This window comes from Streptomyces sp. AK02-01A (assembly GCF_033795305.1).
Taxonomy (GTDB): Bacteria; Actinomycetota; Actinomycetes; order Streptomycetales; family Streptomycetaceae; genus Streptomyces.
Window position 1 is genome coordinate 141,081 of the sequence record NZ_JARBAE010000008.1, and the last position, 15,735, is coordinate 156,815.

18 protein-coding genes and 4 tRNA genes are annotated in these 15,735 nt (G+C 68.8%); 16 read left to right on the forward strand and 6 right to left on the reverse strand.

Translation table 11 applies throughout. The annotated features are described in order from the left end of the window. Positions 1–161: 161 nt before the first annotated feature. The 3 genes from htpX (at position 162) to PV679_RS11285 (ending at position 1,868) form a co-directional block, all read left to right on the forward strand. Positions 162–1,025, forward strand: coding sequence for a zinc metalloprotease HtpX (gene htpX / locus PV679_RS11275; protein WP_319679989.1), 864 nt, complete (start codon positions 162–164; stop codon positions 1,023–1,025). Further along, positions 1,022–1,414: a YccF domain-containing protein gene (locus PV679_RS11280; RefSeq protein ID WP_319679990.1), complete on the forward strand. Its 393-nt coding sequence runs from the start codon at positions 1,022–1,024 to the stop codon at positions 1,412–1,414. The genes htpX and PV679_RS11280 overlap by 4 nt, the downstream gene beginning before the upstream one ends. Positions 1,415–1,592: 178 nt before the next feature. Next, complete coding sequence (locus tag PV679_RS11285; protein WP_319679991.1) at positions 1,593–1,868, forward strand: GlsB/YeaQ/YmgE family stress response membrane protein; 276 nt, start codon at positions 1,593–1,595, stop codon at positions 1,866–1,868. Positions 1,869–1,874: 6 nt separating this feature from the next. Here PV679_RS11285 and PV679_RS11290 read toward each other — a convergent pair whose 3' ends face one another. Both PV679_RS11290 and PV679_RS11295 read right to left on the reverse strand, forming a co-directional pair. Next, positions 1,875–2,534: an alpha-ketoglutarate-dependent dioxygenase AlkB gene (locus PV679_RS11290; protein WP_319679992.1), complete on the reverse strand. Its 660-nt coding sequence runs from the start codon at positions 2,532–2,534 to the stop codon at positions 1,875–1,877. A 262-nt stretch (positions 2,535–2,796) separates the two neighbouring features. Next, the gene (locus PV679_RS11295) at positions 2,797–3,285 is read right to left on the reverse strand and encodes a YajQ family cyclic di-GMP-binding protein (RefSeq protein WP_319679993.1); all 489 of its coding nucleotides are present in this window, start codon (positions 3,283–3,285) and stop codon (positions 2,797–2,799) included. A 238-nt stretch (positions 3,286–3,523) separates the two neighbouring features. Between PV679_RS11295 and PV679_RS11300 the strand changes: the two genes are divergently transcribed. Continuing rightward, positions 3,524–3,605 (forward strand) — tRNA-Tyr (locus tag PV679_RS11300). A 195-nt stretch (positions 3,606–3,800) separates the two neighbouring features. Here the strand turns inward: PV679_RS11300 and PV679_RS11305 are convergent. Continuing rightward, the gene (locus tag PV679_RS11305) at positions 3,801–4,457 is read right to left on the reverse strand and encodes an SDR family oxidoreductase (RefSeq protein WP_319679994.1); all 657 of its coding nucleotides are present in this window, start codon (positions 4,455–4,457) and stop codon (positions 3,801–3,803) included. Positions 4,458–4,491: 34 nt separating this feature from the next. Then, positions 4,492–5,754, reverse strand: coding sequence for an amidohydrolase family protein (locus tag PV679_RS11310; protein WP_319679995.1), 1,263 nt, complete (start codon positions 5,752–5,754; stop codon positions 4,492–4,494). A 388-nt stretch (positions 5,755–6,142) separates the two neighbouring features. Between PV679_RS11310 and PV679_RS11315 the strand changes: the two genes are divergently transcribed. The 8 genes from PV679_RS11315 to PV679_RS11350 all read left to right on the forward strand — a co-directional run bounded on the left by PV679_RS11315 (position 6,143) and on the right by PV679_RS11350 (position 10,983). Next, positions 6,143–6,215, forward strand: a tRNA-Thr gene (locus PV679_RS11315). Between the two features lie 47 nt (positions 6,216–6,262). Next, a tRNA-Met gene (locus PV679_RS11320) sits at positions 6,263–6,335 on the forward strand. A 92-nt stretch (positions 6,336–6,427) separates the two neighbouring features. Further along, positions 6,428–6,592, forward strand: coding sequence for a 50S ribosomal protein L33 (gene rpmG, locus PV679_RS11325; RefSeq protein ID WP_003956487.1), 165 nt, complete (start codon positions 6,428–6,430; stop codon positions 6,590–6,592). A gap of 86 nt (positions 6,593–6,678) precedes the next feature. After that, positions 6,679–7,131 carry a MaoC family dehydratase N-terminal domain-containing protein gene (locus PV679_RS11330; protein ID WP_319679996.1) on the forward strand — a complete coding sequence of 151 codons (453 nt, stop codon included), beginning with the start codon at positions 6,679–6,681 and terminating at the stop codon, positions 7,129–7,131. 5 nt (positions 7,132–7,136) lie between these two features. Beyond that, on the forward strand, positions 7,137–7,565 hold the full coding sequence (locus PV679_RS11335; RefSeq protein WP_319679997.1) for a MaoC family dehydratase: 429 nt from the start codon (positions 7,137–7,139) through the stop codon (positions 7,563–7,565). A 195-nt stretch (positions 7,566–7,760) separates the two neighbouring features. Continuing rightward, positions 7,761–8,312 (forward strand): TetR/AcrR family transcriptional regulator, encoded by a 552-nt coding sequence (locus tag PV679_RS11340; protein ID WP_416069698.1) that lies wholly within the window; start codon positions 7,761–7,763, stop codon positions 8,310–8,312. 100 nt (positions 8,313–8,412) lie between these two features. Further along, positions 8,413–9,846, forward strand: a complete 1,434-nt coding sequence (locus PV679_RS11345) for an MFS transporter (RefSeq protein ID WP_319679999.1) — start codon at positions 8,413–8,415, stop codon at positions 9,844–9,846. A gap of 69 nt (positions 9,847–9,915) precedes the next feature. Then, positions 9,916–10,983 carry a UDP-N-acetylmuramate dehydrogenase gene (locus PV679_RS11350; RefSeq protein WP_319680000.1) on the forward strand — a complete coding sequence of 356 codons (1,068 nt, stop codon included), beginning with the start codon at positions 9,916–9,918 and terminating at the stop codon, positions 10,981–10,983. Here PV679_RS11350 and PV679_RS11355 read toward each other — a convergent pair. Together PV679_RS11355 and PV679_RS11360 are read right to left on the reverse strand one after the other, a co-directional pair. Further along, positions 10,961–12,004 (reverse strand): adenosine deaminase, encoded by a 1,044-nt coding sequence (locus PV679_RS11355; protein WP_319680001.1) that lies wholly within the window; start codon positions 12,002–12,004, stop codon positions 10,961–10,963. The genes PV679_RS11350 and PV679_RS11355 overlap by 23 nt on opposite strands. Before the next feature lie 131 nt (positions 12,005–12,135). Further along, positions 12,136–13,362 (reverse strand): pyridoxal phosphate-dependent aminotransferase, encoded by a 1,227-nt coding sequence (locus PV679_RS11360; protein WP_319680002.1) that lies wholly within the window; start codon positions 13,360–13,362, stop codon positions 12,136–12,138. Between the two features lie 249 nt (positions 13,363–13,611). Between PV679_RS11360 and PV679_RS11365 the strand changes: the two genes are divergently transcribed. From PV679_RS11365 to rplK, 4 genes are all read left to right on the forward strand, one after another. Next, positions 13,612–13,684 (forward strand) — tRNA-Trp (locus tag PV679_RS11365). Between the two features lie 108 nt (positions 13,685–13,792). Continuing rightward, entirely contained in the window at positions 13,793–14,077 is a 285-nt protein-coding gene (gene secE / locus PV679_RS11370; RefSeq protein ID WP_319680003.1) for a preprotein translocase subunit SecE, read from the forward strand. 71 nt (positions 14,078–14,148) lie between these two features. After that, complete coding sequence (nusG, locus tag PV679_RS11375) at positions 14,149–15,048, forward strand: transcription termination/antitermination protein NusG (RefSeq protein ID WP_319680004.1); 900 nt, start codon at positions 14,149–14,151, stop codon at positions 15,046–15,048. 174 nt (positions 15,049–15,222) lie between these two features. After that, positions 15,223–15,657, forward strand: coding sequence for a 50S ribosomal protein L11 (rplK, locus tag PV679_RS11380; RefSeq protein WP_023539372.1), 435 nt, complete (start codon positions 15,223–15,225; stop codon positions 15,655–15,657). The last annotated feature ends 78 nt before the right edge of the window (positions 15,658–15,735 follow it).

The window sequence follows — 15,735 nt, forward strand, 5'->3', positions numbered from 1 at the left end:
GGCCGCGCCACTCGTTCGGCGCACGCCCTGCCCGGACGGCACAAGGGAACCCGCGCCGCCCGCCTGGCGTTCACCTGTACGCAAGGGTCCACTGAAGAGTGGAGCGCATCAGGCAGCATCAGGAAAAGGGTTCCCCTGCCGCACCACTTGGAGGGCGTACCGTGCACCGCCGGCACAACGGACTCAGGACTGCCCTACTCCTCGGGGGCCTGTCCGCCCTCATCATCGCGATCGGCAGTTTCTTCGGCCGTACGGGGCTGGTCGTCGCCGTTCTCGTGGCGGTCGGTACCAACGCGTACGCCTACTGGAACAGCGACAAGCTGGCGCTGCGCGCCATGCGCGCCCGGCCCGTCAGCGAATTCGAGGCGCCGGAGCTGTACCGCATCGTCCGCGAGCTCTCGACCGCCGCCCGCCAGCCCATGCCGCGGCTGTACATCTCGCCCACCCAGGCTCCCAACGCGTTCGCCACCGGCCGTAACCCGCGCAATGCCGCCGTCTGCTGCACGGAGGGGATCCTGCAGATCCTCGACCGGCGCGAGCTGCGCGGTGTCCTCGGGCACGAGCTCAGCCATGTCTACAACCGGGACATCCTGATCTCCTCGGTCGCCGGGGCCCTCGCGTCGGTCGTGATGTTCCTGGTCAACTTCGCCTGGCTGATCCCGGTCGGCCGTTCCGACGACGATGACGGCCCCGGTGTCTTCGGCCTGCTGCTGATCATGATCCTGGGCCCTCTCGCGGCCTCCGTCATCCAGCTCGCGGTGAGCCGCTCACGGGAGTACGCGGCGGATGCCTCCGGCGCGCAGATCACCGGTGACCCGCTCGCGCTGGCGAGCGCGCTGCGCAAGCTCGAAGCCGGGACGAAGCAGCTTCCGCTGCCGCCCGAGCCGCGCATCGAGACCGCCAGTCACATGATGATTGTGAATCCCTTCAGGCCCGGGCAGGGGTTCGCGAAGCTGTTCTCCACGCATCCGCCGACCGCGGAGCGCGTCGCCCGGCTGGAGCAGATGGCAGGTCCTCGACCATGAAGACAATCCTGAACGTCATATGGCTCGTCCTGTGCGGGTTCTGGATGTGCCTCGGATATCTGCTGGCGGGCGCGCTCCTGTGCCTCACGATTATCGGAATTCCCTTCGGCGTGGCCGCCTTCCGCATAGGCGTCTACGCCTTGTGGCCCTTCGGTTACACGGCCGTCGACCGCCCGGACGCGGGCGCGCCCTCCTGTGTCGGCAATGTGCTGTGGCTGGTCCTCGCGGGCTGGTGGCTCGCTCTCGGTCATGTCTTCACCGGCATCGCGCTCTGCCTCACGATCATCGGTATCCCGCTCGGCTTCGCCAATTTCAAGCTGATCCCGGTCTCGCTGATGCCGCTCGGCAAGGAAATCGTGCCCACCGACCGTCCGTTCGCGGCCCGCTGACCTCGCCACACCTCCACCGGCCCGGTACGACGGCCCTCCGGTCTCGCCGCGGCGGATCGGAGCCCCGAGCGCCAGGTCAGGCCCTGCGCCGTGTGCCGCGACCCATCGACGTCCGCAACCGTTCCCCGCTCTCGCGGCGTCTTATGGGGCAACACGGTACGAAAGGCAGGTGCATGGCATGGGCATCATCAGTTGGATCATTCTCGGACTGCTCGCCGGAGCCGTCGCCAAAATTCTCCTTCCCGGCCGCGATCCCGGCGGGCTGATCGGCACCACGATCATCGGTGTCGCGGGAGCCTTCATCGGCGGCTGGATATCGGCCCGCTGGCTCGACCACCCCATCAACAAGCAGTTCTACGACGGTGCCACCTGGGTCGCGGCCATCGGCGGAGCGCTCGTCCTGCTCATCGTCTACCGGATCCTCTTCGGTCACTCCCGGTCGCGGGAGCGCTGACGCGGCTCAGCCGAGGCCGGTCTCGCGCAGAGTGATGTTCAGCCGTCCGCCGCTGATCCCCGTCCCGGGACCGGCGGTCCCGGGACGGATCCTGGGCACGCCGTGGTACGCGAGGCGGGCCGGCCCGCCGAAGACGAAGAGGTCGCCGGAGGAGAGCGCGACATCCGTGTACGGCCGTCCCCGGTGCTCCGTATTGCCGAAGCGGAAGACACAGTCGTCGCCGATGCTCAGCGACACCACCGGCGCACCGGACTTCTCGTCCTTGTCCTGGTGCATCCCCATCTTCGCGCCGCTGTCATAGAAATTGATCAGCGCGGTGTCCGGGCTGTACGCGGCACCGGCCGCCGCGTCGCCGTACGCCTCGGTCACCGCCGCGCGGCCCAGTCGCACGAGCCAGTCGGGGAAGGCCGCGACGGTGGCGCCGTTCACATCCCCGGCGGTCCTGGTGTACCGGTAGGGCTGCCAGTGCCAGCCGACGCAGACCGTCTGTACGGACATGACACCGCCGCTCGGCAGCACGGTGTGCCGGATCGGCACCGGGCCGCGTGCCCAGCCCCGGCACGCCTCGACCAGCTCCCGCTGCCGCTCCTCGGACAGCCAGGCCGGTACATGCACGGCCCCGGGCGTGATGACCGTCCGTGGCCTCGGGAAGAGTTCTCCGGTCATGACACCGGCGCACCTCCTGGCCCGGGAAGCCGCTCCTGGTGCTCAGGCCCGCCGGCCATCAGCGGTCCGTCGATCGTCGTGTACACGGTCATCGCTCGTTCCTCTCCGCGCGGCGCTTCCGCCGCCGGCGAGTGAGGAGGCCCCGGAGCGCCGAGTCCGTGTCCGCCGAGCCGCCACGGCCCGGCGGTATCCCGGCGGAGCGTCCTCGGGAAGGGCACGGAGGCGGAAGCTGTTCGTCCGCCTCGCCTCCGTACCGCCCTCATCACCGGTAGTTCACGAATTGCAGTGCGAAGTCGAAGTCGTGCCCCTTCAGCAGCGCGATCACGGTCTGCAGATCGTCACGGCTCTTCGAGCTGACCCGCAGCTCGTCGCCCTGCACCTGCGCCTTGATGCCCTTGGGGCCCTCATCACGGATGATCTTCGCGACCTTCTTCGCGTTGTCCTGGGAGATGCCCTCCTCGATCGACGCGAAGATCTTGTACTCCTTGCCGGAAAGCTGCGGCTCGCCGGCGTCCAGCGCCTTCAGCGAGATGCCGCGCTTGATCAGCTTGGACTGGAAGACGTCGAGGATCGCCTTGACCCGTTCCTCGGAGTTCGCCTGCATCAAGATCTTCTCGCCGGACCAGTCGATCGAAGCCCCGACGTTCTTGAAGTCGTAACGCTGGGAGATTTCCTTGGCGGCCTGGTTGAGGGCGTTGTCGACCTCCTGCCGCTCGACCTTCGAGACGATGTCGAAACTGGAGTCGGCCATGTCCTGTGGCTCCTTGTATCGGTGCTTGACGGTATTTATCGGTGGTTGGCGCCTGTCGGCCGGGTCCCGATGCGTGACGGGAAAACCGCCGACCGCTGCCGCAAAGCCTAGTCACCCACACCCGCCCCGAGCGCTGATCAATCCGGTGGCGGAGCACCCCTGGGCATCGGGTATCGTTTACGTCGTTGCCAAGGAGCACCGCCCACAGCGGCCCCTCCGACTGGCAGCGACATCCCATGGCGGTGTGCCCGAGTGGCCAATGGGAGCGGACTGTAAATCCGTCGGCTTAGCCTACCCAGGTTCGAATCCTGGCGCCGCCACGCGATAACGATGGCCCTTGATCCCCGAAAGCGGATCAAGGGCCATCTGTGTAAGCGGGACCCATCCTTTGTGCGCAGGAGACGGACCGGCCGGCGGCCGCGCACCGTCAACTCCGCGCGGGACGGAGCCGGTTGTTCCCGGTGCCTCCGGACGGTCTTCGCCGTGTGCCGCCGGCCTCGTACGCGGCCCGGAGCTCAGCCGGCCGCGACCGCCTTGACCGCCTCCGCCACCGGAACGCTCCCGCTGATCAAATTCAGCGTCAGTCCCGCTGTCCCCGGAGTGTTCAGCAGCTCCAGCAGCACCGCCGCCACATCGTCGCGCGGCACCGGACCGCGCCCCGTCGACTCCGCCAGCAGCACAAGACCGGTACCGGGATCGTTCGTCAGCATCCCCGGCCGCAGGATCGTCCAGTCGAGCGCCGAGGTGGACCGTACGTGCACCTCCGCCTCGCCCTTGGCGCGCAGATACACGTCGAAGACATCGTCACCCGGGTGATCCGGGTCCGCGCCTGTCGAGGAGACGAGGAGATGGCGCCGTACGCCCGCGCGCTCGGCGGCGTCCGCGAAGAGCACCGCGGCGTCGCGGTCCACGGTCTCCTTGCGCGCCGTACCGCTGCCCGGGCCCGCGCCCGCCGCGAACACCGCCGCGTCCGCGCCCTCCAGCACGGCCGCGACATCTCCGACCGAGGCCGACTCCAGGTCCAGGACGACCGGTTCGGCACCGACCGCCCTCAAGTCCTCCGCCTGCTCCGGTTTGCGGATGATGCCCGCGACCCCGTGTCCGCGCGTGGCGAGCAACCGCTCAAGCCGCAGCGCGATCTGACCATGTCCTCCGGCGATAACAATTCGCATGCTCACGACCGTACGTCCGCCGAGCCGTTCGCGCTCAGGGACCGGGATGACCGAAGTCGGACCGTCCCTGCCGCGGCAGTTCCAGCGCGGCGGCGGCGGCCGAGTCGCAGTACTCCCGCACCGCGCTCGTACGCGCCACCACCCGCCCCTTGTGGATGACGATCCTGCTGTACGCGAGGGACAGCGCGCCCTCGATCCGATCGCCGCGCACCGCCAGCAGTTCGGCGGGAAAGCCCGCCTCCACCCGTACCTCCGGCAGTCCCATCGCCGCCCGCGCCGCCGTACTCACCGTGTCGTACGCGTCCGCCGCCCGCATCCCGCTCTGCGAAGCCAGCAGATACGCGGCCTCCAGCGGATCACCGCGTCCCACCGGATTCGACACATCGCGCAGCGCTCCGCTGCCCGCCGCCACCCGTACGCCGGCGGCCCGCAGCAAGCGCACAGGTGCGACGGCACGCTGGGCCGGACCTCCGCGCTCCATCCCGCCGCAGCCGCCCTGCGGCAGACAGACCACCGTCACACCGGCCGCCGCGAGCTGGTCCGCGGCGCGCGCCGCCACACCGGCCGGCAGCCGGGCCAGACCCGCGCACGGTCCGAGCGTCACTCCGGGCCGCATACCGCCCGCCATCGCCGCGAGGCGCCCGAGCCGGGCCGGATCGTCACCATCCGTGTGCAGATCGACCGGACAGCCGTGCTCGGCCGCGACCTCCAGCACCGCCTCCGCATAGCCGGCCGGATCCGGGTCGAGGTCGGGGCAGCCGCCCACCACACCCGCGCCCATCTTCACCGCGTCGCGCAGCATCGCGAGCCCGTCGGCGCCCGCGACACCCGTCAGCAGCCGCGGTACGGCGACGGCGGTCAGATCGGCCAGCCCGCGCAGCGAACGCCGCGCGCGGAGCACCGCCGCCATCCGTCCCAGCTCCTGCGCGTCTCCGATCCGTACATGGGAGCGCACCGCGGTCGCGCCGTGCCCGAGCTGCAGCAGAGCGGCCTCGGTGGCCCGGCGCTGCACGTCCTCGGACGCGTAGGAGACGGGCTCGTCGAGAGTCAGCGCGGTGAGCGCGGTGTCGTTGTGGGCGTGCGGCTCGGCCGGAGCGGTCAGCAGCAGATAGCCGGCGAGGTCCAGCCGGGTGCCGGGCGAGGTGAGGCTGCCCGCCGTGCCGACGGCCTCGATCCGGCCCGCGCCGAGCCGTACGTCGACGGTGCGGCCGTCGCTGAGAAGAGCGCCGCAGAGGACGAGCGCGGTGGTGTCGGCCGGGGCGCCGTCGTCGGGCGGCTGCGGCTGGCTGTCGGACATCACGCTCCTGGTGGGGCTTCCTGGTCGGGCTCCGGGGCCGCGCGGACTCCGGGGCTCTGGCGGACAAGATCACGCAGCGCGGGTTCGAGACTAGTGCCCCTTTCGGCGAGGTTTGTCCCGTCGCGACGCCTCGCCGCGTGGTCGGATCGTTCGAGTACGTCCAGGAGGAGAACGATTCGCCGGTGTGTGATGTACCGCACTGAAGGCCATGGGTTCTGCCACGCGGTTCTGTCACGAAGCGGGCTGGATCTCGCCGCCGCGAGCCTTCGAAGAGGAGTCCGACAGTCGTACCGGAGCGGCCGCTGGTGGCGCGTGTGGCAGGTGGGGTGAGCGGCCAAGAAACGGATTTGGGCGATCGGCGACCGACCGTGTAATGTCTTCATCGCTCGCCCCAATAGCTCAGTCGGTAGAGCGTCTCCATGGTAAGGAGAAGGTCTACGGTTCGATTCCGTATTGGGGCTCAGATGTTCGGTGATCCTCGCCTTCGGGCGAGGAGATCCAGCATCGAAGCGGTGTAGCTCAGTCGGTAGAGCAAGCGGCTCATAATCGCTGTGTCACCGGTTCAAGTCCGGTCACCGCTACACACGGTAGCCGATTGTGGGGTCGGTCCTTCGATCGGCTACTCTTTTATGCGTTCATCTGTTCATCCGTTGTCCGTCCAAGGAGCACTCACGTGGCTGCCACCGACGTCCGCCCGAAGATCACGCTGGCCTGCGTGGAGTGCAAGGAGCGGAACTACATCACCAAGAAGAACCGGCGTAACAACCCGGACCGTCTTGAGATGAAGAAGCACTGCCCGCGCTGCAACTCGCACACCGCGCACCGCGAAACGCGCTGAAACAGGCTCGTATGCGAGGCCGTCCCCGTCTGGGGACGGCCTCGTGTCGTTTGTAGTGGTCACATCCAGCAGGAGGGAGCGGGTTCATGGCGCTCGATCAGTCCTTCGTGGGGCGGACCTATCCGCCCACCGAGCCGTACGAGGTCGGCCGGGAAAAGATCCGTGAGTTCGCCGAGGCGGTGGGCGACACCAATCCGGCGTACACCGACCCGGAGGCCGCCAAGGCGCTCGGGCACTTCGATCTGATCGCCCCGCCGACGTTTGTGTTCGCGATCACCTTCAAGGCCGCCGGCGAGGTCGTCGCCGATCCGCAGCTCGGTCTGGACTACAGCCGGGTGGTGCACGGCGACCAGAAGTTCGCGTACTCCCGTCCGGTGCGGGCCGGTGACCGGCTGTCCGTCACCTCGACCATCGAGGCCATCAAGTCGCTCGCCGGAAACGACATCATCGACGTCCGCGGCGAGGTGCACGACGAGGCCGGCGAACATGTCGTGACCGCCTGGACCAAGCTGGTGGCGCGCGCCGCCGAGAAGGCGTGAGGCTGATGACCGCGAAGATCGGTTACGACGAGGTCGAGGTCGGTACGGAGCTGCCCGCGCGGAGCTTCCCGGTCACACGCGCGACGCTGGTGCGGTACGCGGGCGCCTCCGGAGACTTCAACCCGATCCACTGGAACGAGAAGTTCGCCAAGGAGGTCGGACTGCCGGACGTCATCGCGCACGGCATGTTCACCATGGCGGAGGCGATCCGTGTGGTGACCGACTGGGCGGGTGACCCGGGATCCGTCGTCGAGTACGGCGTCCGCTTCACCAAGCCCGTCGTGGTGCCCAACGACGACCAGGGCGCCGTGATCGAGGTCAGCGCCAAGGTCGCGGCCAAGCTGGACGACAAGCGGGTGCGAGTGGATCTGACGGCCACCAGCGCGGGACAGAAGGTGCTGGGGATGTCCCGCGCCGTCGTCCGCCTCGGCTGAGCCGCACCTCGCGCGCGATCCGAGCGGCCCGGTGCCCGGGCGTCTTAGTGAGTGCCAGACGGGCCCGGCGATTCCTACCGATTCCTACTGCTTCCCGCCGATTCCTGCCAAGAAGGGGCACCCGCCACGGCGGAGTGCCCCTTTTTGCCGCTTGACATGGTAGTGATTGGTCAATAACTTTGCCTCATGGTCAGGATGAGCGCAGAGGAGCGACGCGAGAGCGTCATCCGCGCGGCGGTCACGGAATTCGCGCGCGGCGGCTACAACGGCACCTCCACGGAGGCGATCGCCCGCCGTGTCGGTGTCTCGCAGCCGTATCTCTTCCGCCTCTTCCCGAACAAGCAGGCCATCTTTCTCGCCGCGGCGGAGCGCTGTCTGGCGGACACCACGCGGGTCTTCGCGGAGGCGTCGGAGGGGCTGGAGGGCGAAGCGGCCCTGCATGCCATGGCCGAGGCGTACCAGCGGCTCATTACGGAGGACCCGGACAAGCTGCTGATGCAGTTGCAGATGTATGTCGCGGTCGCGTCCGCCGCCGCCGCGGGCGACCACGCCTTCGGTGATTCGGTGCGGACCGCCTGGCTCGGGCTCATGGACGCGGTCCATCTGGCCCTCGGCGCGGACGTCGACGAGACCAAGACGTTCCTGGCGTACGGGATGCTGATCAACACCCTCGCGGCGCTGGGTTTCCCGGCCGGGCACCGCGCCTGGGACAGCCTCTACGAGTCGGCGCGACCGCCTGTCGAGTGAGTTGCCGGGAGGCCACGGCGCGCGCCTTCCCGGGCGTTCTCCGTCCACACCGCTTTCTGTCCATGAAAGTTAGTCATCAATTACTAACTAGGAGAGTGAAATGAACCAAGCAGCAGCACGCGGCTCGCAGGCCGCCTGGGCCCTTGTCATCACCGGCGCCGCCGGCTTCATGGCGGCCCTGGACAACCTTGTCGTCACCACCGCACTGCCGTCGCTCCGCGAGGACCTCGGCGGCGCGCTGGAGGACCTGGAGTGGACGGTGAACGCGTACACGCTCACCTTCGCCGTACTCCTCATGTTCGGCGCGTCCCTCGGTGACCGGTTCGGCCGGCGCAGGCTCTTCCTCGTCGGACTCACGATCTTCACCGGCGCCTCCGCCGCCGCGGCGCTCTCACCGGGCATCGACGCCCTGATCGCCGCCCGCGCCGTCCAGGGCGTCGGTGCGGCGATCATGATGCCGCTCACGCTGACCCTGCTCACCGCCGCCGTCCCCGCCGAACGGCGCGGCGCCGCGCTCGGCGTCTTCAGCGCCGTCACCGGCCTCGCCGTCGCCAGCGGCCCGCTCGTCGGCGGCAGCCTCACCGAGCACTTCTCCTGGCAGTGGATCTTCTGGCTGAACGTCCCGGTCGGTCTCCTGCTGCTGCCGCTGGCCCGGCTGCGCCTGGCCGAGTCGTACGCTCCCGGCGCCCGCCTCGACATACCCGGCACCGTCCTCATCAGCGGCGGCCTCTTCGGCATCGTCTACGCCCTGGTCAACGCGAACGCCGACGGCTGGACCAGCACCTCCGTCCTGCTGGGCCTGATCGCCGGCGGCGCGCTGCTCGTCGCCTTCGTGCGCCACGGACTGCGCCGCCCGGACGCGATGCTGCCGATGCGGCTGTTCAAGGACCGCGCCTTCGCCGGGATCAACGGCGCGAGCCTGCTGATGTTCCTGGGCATGTTCGGCTCGATCTTCCTGCTCAGCCAGTTCCTCCAGGGTGTCTCCGGTTACTCACCCACCGAGGCCGGCCTGCGGATGCTCCCGTGGACCGCGATGCCACTGCTCGTCTCGCCGATCGCCGGTCTTCTCTCCGACCGCGTCGGCGGCCGTCCCGTCGTGGCCACGGGACTGGCGCTCCAGGCCGTCGGGCTCGGCCTGTTCGCGGTGGTCCTCGGACCCGACGTGTCGTACGCGGCGCAACTGCCCGCACTGATCCTCGGCGGAGTCGGCATGGGGCTGTACTTCGCTCCGGCCGCCAGCCTTGTCATGTCCAGCGTCCGGCCCGCCGAACAGGGCATCGCCTCCGGGGCCAACAACGCTCTCCGCGAGGTCGGCGGAGCGCTCGGCATCGCGATCCTCGGCGCGGTCTTCTCCGCGCGAGGCGGCTACGACAGCCCCGACACCTTCACCGACGGCACGGTCCCCGCGCTCTGGATCGGCGCCGCGGCGGTGGCCCTCGCGGCGCTGACCGCGCTGCTCATCCCGGGCCGCCGGGCCGTACGGATGTCCGAGCCCACGGGCGAGCCGGCCGAGCCCGAGCTTGTGACCGTCTGACCGACGGCGTACGCGTACGGTCCGTGGCCCCTCCCGGACGGAGGCGCCACGGACCGTACTCTTGTCCCCGTGCAGGAACTCCACGACGCGCCCCTCGCCCCACTGACCACCTTCCGGCTCGGCGGCCCGGCGGCCCGTCTGGTCACGGCCACCACCGATGACGAGGTGATCGCCGCCGTACGCGAGGCGGACGCCACCGGCACGCCGCTCCTGATCATCGGAGGCGGCAGCAACCTGGTCATCGGGGACAAGGGCTTCGACGGCACCGCACTGCGCATCGCGACCCGAGGCTTCGCGCTCGACGGCACCGCACTGGAGCTGGCCGCCGGCGAGATCTGGAGCGACGCCGTCGCCCGCACCGTCGAGGCGGGCCTCGCGGGTATCGAATGTCTCGCCGGTATCCCCGGCTCGGCCGGCGCCACTCCGATCCAGAACGTCGGCGCGTACGGCCAGGAGGTGTCCAGCACCATCACCGAGGTCGTCGCCTACGACCGCCACATCCGCGAGAGCGTCACGCTCGCCAACGCCGACTGCGCCTTCTCGTACCGCCACAGCCGTTTCAAGGAGCATCCCGGACGCTATGTCGTCCTGCGGGTCCGCTTCGCCCTGGAGGACGCCGGCGGCCTCTCCGCCCCTCTCAAGTACGCCGAGACGGCCCGCGCCCTAGGAGTCGAGCCGGGCGATCGCGTCCCCGCCGTGACCGCCCGGGACACCGTCCTCAGGCTGCGGGCCGGCAAGGGCATGGTGCTCGACCCGGAGGACCACGACACCTGGTCGGCCGGTTCCTTCTTCACCAACCCGGTCCTGACCGACGAGGAGTACGCGGACTTCCTCGTCCGCGCCCGGACCCGCCTCGGCGACGATGTGAGCCCGCCCGCCTTCCCCGCGGGGGAGGGGAGCACCAAGACCTCCGCGGCCTGGCTGATCGACAAGGCGGGATTCGCCAAGGGATACGGCACGGGACCGGCCCGTATCTCCACCAAGCACACGCTCGCCCTCACCAACCGGGGCGCGGCGACCACCGAGGACCTGCTCGCACTCGCGCGCGAAGTGGTGGCCGGCGTGCACGAGGCCTTCGGAATCACTCTGGTCAACGAGCCGGTGACGGTCGGCGTCAGCCTCCGGGCGGCGGGCTGACCAGCCAGCTCTCGATTCCCGCGAGCAGCTTCTCCCGCATCGGCACCTCCGCCGCGGACCCGCGCACGGACTGACGGGCCAGCTCGGCCAGCTCGCTGTCGCTGAAGCCGTGGTGGCGGCGCGCCAGCTCGTACTGCGCCACCAGGCGTGAGCCGAACAGCAGTGGGTCGTCCGCGCCCAGCGCCATCGGCACACCGGCGTCGAACAGAGTGCGCAGCGGCACGTCCTCCGGCTTCTCGTAGACGCCCAGCGCGACATTCGAGGACGGGCAGACCTCGCAGGTCACACCGCGCTCCGCGAGCCTGCGCAGCAGCTTCGGGTCCTCGGCCGCCCGTACGCCGTGCCCGATCCTGGCGGCGCGCAGATCGTCCAGGCAGTCCCGCACGGACGCGGGACCGGTCAGCTCTCCGCCGTGCGGCGCGGCCAGCAGCCCGCCGTCCCTGGCGATGGCGAACGCCCGGTCGAAGTCCCTGGCCATCCCGCGGCGCTCGTCGTTCGAGAGCCCGAAGCCGACGACTCCCCGGTCCGCGTACCGCACCGCGAGCCTGGCCAGGGTCCTGGCCTCCAGCGGATGTTTCATCCGGTTCGCCGCGACCAGCACGCGCATGCCGAGACCCGTGTCCCGCGACGCGCTGTCCACGGCGTCCAGAATTATCTCCAGCGCCGGGATCAGTCCGCCGAGATGCGGAGCGTACGAGGTGGGATCTACCTGGATCTCCAGCCAGCCCGAGCCGTCCCGGACATCCTCCTCGGCCGCCTCGCGCACCAGCCGCTGGATGTCCTCCGGCGTACGCAGGCAGGACCGGGCGATGTCGTACAGCCGCTGGAAGCGGAACCAGCCGCGCTCGTCGGTGGCGCGCAGTCTGGGCGGTTCGCCGCCGGTCAGGGCCTCGGGGAGATGAACGCCGTACTTGTCGGCGAGCTCGATCAGCGTCGTGGGCCGCATGGATCCGGTGAAGTGCAGATGCAGATGGGCCTTGGGCAACTGACTCAGATCGCGCGGTCGGGTGGTGCTCTCCATTTGAAGATCCTGCCGCACCGGAACCGGCCCTGCCAGCCCCTTTCCTCCAATGAGTTCGGCCCGAACGAAGAAACGGGCTCCCGGCCTCGGCCGGGAGCCCGTTTCTTCGTTCGGGCCGGTGCGCCGTCGGATCAGTCCCGGGCCTCCGCGAGCAGCTTCTGGATCCGCGCGATGCCCTCGGCCAGGTCCTCGTCGCCGAGCGCGTACGACAGCCGCAGATATCCCGGAGTGCCGAAGGCCTCACCGGGGACGACCGCGACCTCGGCCTCGTCGAGGATCAGCGCGGCCAGCTCGACGGACGACCGCGGCCGCCTGCCGCGGATCTCCTTGCCGAGCAGGCCCTTCACCGACGGATACACATAGAAGGCGCCTTCCGGCACCGGGCAGAGCACGCCTTCGATCTCGTTGAGCATCCGCACGATGGTCTGGCGGCGGCGGTCGAAGGCCGACCGCATCTCGGCGACCGCGGTCAGGTCGCCGGAGACGGCGGCGATCGCCGCGGCCTGCGAGACGTTGGCGACATTGGAGGTGGCGTGCGACTGGAGGTTGGTCGCGGCCTTCACGACATCCTTGGGGCCGACGACCCATCCCACGCGCCAGCCGGTCATCGCGTAGGTCTTGGCCACACCGTTGACCACGACGCACTTGTCGCGCAGCTCCGGCACGACGGCCGGCAGCGAGGTGAACGCGGCGTCGCCGTAGACGAGGTGTTCGTAGATCTCGTCCGTCATCACCCACAGCCCGTGCTCGACGGCCCAGCGGCCGATCGCCTCGGTGTCGGCCGCGCTGTAGACCGCTCCCGTGGGATTGGACGGCGACACGAAGAGCACCATCTTCGTGCGCTCGGTGCGGGCCGCCTCCAACTGTTCGACGGAGACCCGGTAGCCGGTGGTCTCGTCGGCCACGACCTCTACCGGGACACCGCCGGCCAGCCGGATCGACTCGGGGTACGTCGTCCAGTAGGGAGCCGGGACGATGACCTCGTCGCCCGGATCGAGGACGGCCGCGAACGCCTCGTAGATCGCCTGCTTGCCGCCGTTGGTCACCAGGACCTGGGAAGGCTCGATCTCGTAACCGGAATCACGCAGCGTCTTCGCGACGATGGCGGCCTTCAGCTCGGGAAGCCCGCCGGCCGGCGTGTAGCGGTGGTACTTGGGATTGCGGCAGGCCTCGACCGCGGCGTCGACGATATAGCCGGGAGTCGGGAAGTCGGGCTCGCCGGCGCCGAAACCGATCACCGGACGCCCGGCGGCCTTCAGGGCCTTGGCCTTGGCGTCCACGGCGAGGGTCGCGGACTCGGAGATCGCGCCGATTCGGGCGGAGACCCGGCGCTCGGTGGGAGGGATTGCAGCGCTCATACGGGCCATGGTCCCAGACCTGAAACCTCGCCGGCACACAGGTTTCACGGAGCGGACAGAAGCGGGAAGGCGGAGTCGGCGCACAAGAGGACGGGGTGCGCGCGATGCTGACGGGAATCGTTCCCGGTGAAGCTGTTCGACGCGGGGGCCGCGACCACGTACACTCACTCGTCGTTGGCCCTCAGCAGCCAAGTCCGTACCGGGCACTCCGTGCATCCGGTCGGATGCGGTAGGTTGGGGAAAACGCAAAGGGTCGTAGCTCAATTGGTAGAGCACTGGTCTCCAAAACCAGCGGTTGGGGGTTCAAGTCCCTCCGGCCCTGCTACACACTCCTCCGCCAGGATGTGTGCGCATGTACGTACATTCAATGCTTCGCCGTGCGGCTCCCCCGGGCGCGGCACGGCCACGACCCGGAATCAGGTGAGAGAGCGTGACGGACGCCGTGGGCTCCATCGACAAGCCTGATGCCGACGATGAGGCCGCTGAGTCGAAGAAGCCCCGTAAAGGTGGCAAGCGCGGCAAGAAGGGCCCACTGGGCCGTCTCGCGCTCTTCTACCGTCAGATCGTCGCCGAGCTGCGCAAGGTCGTCTGGCCGACTCGCAACCAGCTGACGACGTACACCACAGTGGTGATTGTCTTCGTTGTCATCATGATCGGTCTGGTGACCGTGATTGACTATGGATTCAACCAAGCGATCAAGTACGTCTTCGGCTGATCCCGCGAGGGCGCCCCGCGCGGCGCCCCTTTCGCGTGTTCCACCCATTGAGCCAGGAAGAAGCAGCCACCGTGTCTGACCCGAAACTGAACGACGCCAGCGAGTCGGTGGAGTCCGTAGAGGACGAAACCGACATCGTCGAGGCGGCGGACGCTGTCGAGCCAGACCAGGCCGAAGCCGCTGATGAAGCCGCGGGCGAGCCGGCCGAAGAGGCCGCGCTCACCGTCGAGGACGAAGCCGCGAACGCCGAGGACGCCGACGAGGACGCTGAGGACGTCGGCGACGATTTCGCGGACGAGGCCGATGAGAACGAAGCCGCGAGTGACGTCGAGGACGAGGCCGCCGCGGTGGCCGTCGATCCGGTCGAGGCTCTCCGCGAGGAGCTCCGTGGTCTGCCCGGCGAGTGGTACGTCATCCACACCTACGCGGGCTACGAGAAGCGCGTGAAGGCGAACCTGGAGCAGCGTGCCGTCTCGCTGAACGTCGAGGACTTCATCTATCAGGCCGAGGTCCCGGAAGAAGAGATCGTCCAGATCAAGAACGGCGAGCGTAAGAACGTCCGCCAGAACAAGCTCCCGGGCTATGTCCTGGTGCGGATGGATCTGACGAACGAGTCGTGGGGCGTCGTCCGTAACACTCCCGGTGTCACCGGCTTCGTGGGCAACGCCTACGACCCGTACCCGCTGACCCTGGACGAGATCCTCAAGATGCTCGCGCCGGAGGCCGAGGAGAAGGCCGCCCGTGAGGCCGCAGAGGCCGAGGGCAAGCCGGTCCCGTCCCGCAAGGTCGAGGTCCAGGTGCTGGACTTCGAGGTCGGCGACTCGGTCACCGTCACCGACGGCCCGTTCGCCACGCTCCAGGCGACCATCAACGAGATCAACGCCGACTCGAAGAAGGTCAAGGGCCTTGTCGAGATCTTCGGCCGAGAGACCCCGGTCGAGCTGAGCTTCGACCAGATCCAGAAGAACTGAGCCTCCGGGCCACTTCTGGAACAGCAGCTTCCGACCAGGTCAGACAGGCTTCCTTAGCTGTCTGACCTGTCGGTTTTTGGCCGCGCGACTATACCCGTTATCGTTGTGCGGTATGCCTCCGTCCGGATGACCGGATGGCCGGCTGAAAACTCTCACTAGGACCCGGAGAGAGCAATGCCTCCCAAGAAGAAGAAGGTCACGGGGCTTATCAAGCTCCAGATCAGTGCCGGTGCGGCCAACCCGGCTCCGCCGGTCGGCCCCGCACTCGGTCAGCACGGCGTCAACATCATGGAGTTCTGCAAGGCCTACAACGCCGCGACCGAGTCGCAGCGTGGCATGGTCGTGCCGGTGGAGATCACGGTCTACGAGGACCGTTCCTTCACCTTCATCACCAAGACTCCGCCGGCCGCCAAGCTGATCCTCAAGGCCGCTGGTGTGGACAAGGGCTCCGGCGAGCCGCACGTCAAGAAGGTCGCGAAGCTGACGCGCGACCAGGTGCGTGACATCGCCACGACCAAGATGCCCGACCTGAACGCCAACGACCTCGACGCCGCCGAGAAGATCATCGCCGGCACCGCCCGTTCCATGGGCATCACGGTCGAGGGCTGATTCCAGCTCGGGCAGTCCCAGTGGCAGGGCCATGCGCGGCCCGGACCACGAACTCCACACCTGATGAACCACCAGGAG

Excerpts from the sequence above, each read along its gene's own strand:
- PV679_RS11280 (WP_319679990.1), top strand. The coding sequence starts at position 1,022 with ATGAAGACAATCCTGAACGTCATATGGCTCGTCCTGTGCGGGTTCTGG.
- PV679_RS11285 (WP_319679991.1), top strand. The coding sequence starts at position 1,593 with ATGGGCATCATCAGTTGGATCATTCTCGGACTGCTCGCCGGAGCCGTC.
- PV679_RS11290 (WP_319679992.1), bottom strand. The coding sequence starts at position 2,534 with ATGACCGGAGAACTCTTCCCGAGGCCACGGACGGTCATCACGCCCGGG.
- PV679_RS11295 (WP_319679993.1), bottom strand. The coding sequence starts at position 3,285 with ATGGCCGACTCCAGTTTCGACATCGTCTCGAAGGTCGAGCGGCAGGAG.
- PV679_RS11305 (WP_319679994.1), bottom strand. The coding sequence starts at position 4,457 with ATGCGAATTGTTATCGCCGGAGGACATGGTCAGATCGCGCTGCGGCTT.
- PV679_RS11310 (WP_319679995.1), bottom strand. The coding sequence starts at position 5,754 with ATGTCCGACAGCCAGCCGCAGCCGCCCGACGACGGCGCCCCGGCCGAC.
- PV679_RS11330 (WP_319679996.1), top strand. The coding sequence starts at position 6,679 with ATGGCGCTCGATCAGTCCTTCGTGGGGCGGACCTATCCGCCCACCGAG.
- PV679_RS11335 (WP_319679997.1), top strand. The coding sequence starts at position 7,137 with ATGACCGCGAAGATCGGTTACGACGAGGTCGAGGTCGGTACGGAGCTG.
- PV679_RS11340 (WP_416069698.1), top strand. The coding sequence starts at position 7,761 with ATGAGCGCAGAGGAGCGACGCGAGAGCGTCATCCGCGCGGCGGTCACG.
- PV679_RS11345 (WP_319679999.1), top strand. The coding sequence starts at position 8,413 with ATGAACCAAGCAGCAGCACGCGGCTCGCAGGCCGCCTGGGCCCTTGTC.
- PV679_RS11355 (WP_319680001.1), bottom strand. The coding sequence starts at position 12,004 with ATGGAGAGCACCACCCGACCGCGCGATCTGAGTCAGTTGCCCAAGGCC.
- PV679_RS11360 (WP_319680002.1), bottom strand. The coding sequence starts at position 13,362 with ATGAGCGCTGCAATCCCTCCCACCGAGCGCCGGGTCTCCGCCCGAATC.
- rplK (WP_023539372.1), top strand. The coding sequence starts at position 15,223 with ATGCCTCCCAAGAAGAAGAAGGTCACGGGGCTTATCAAGCTCCAGATC.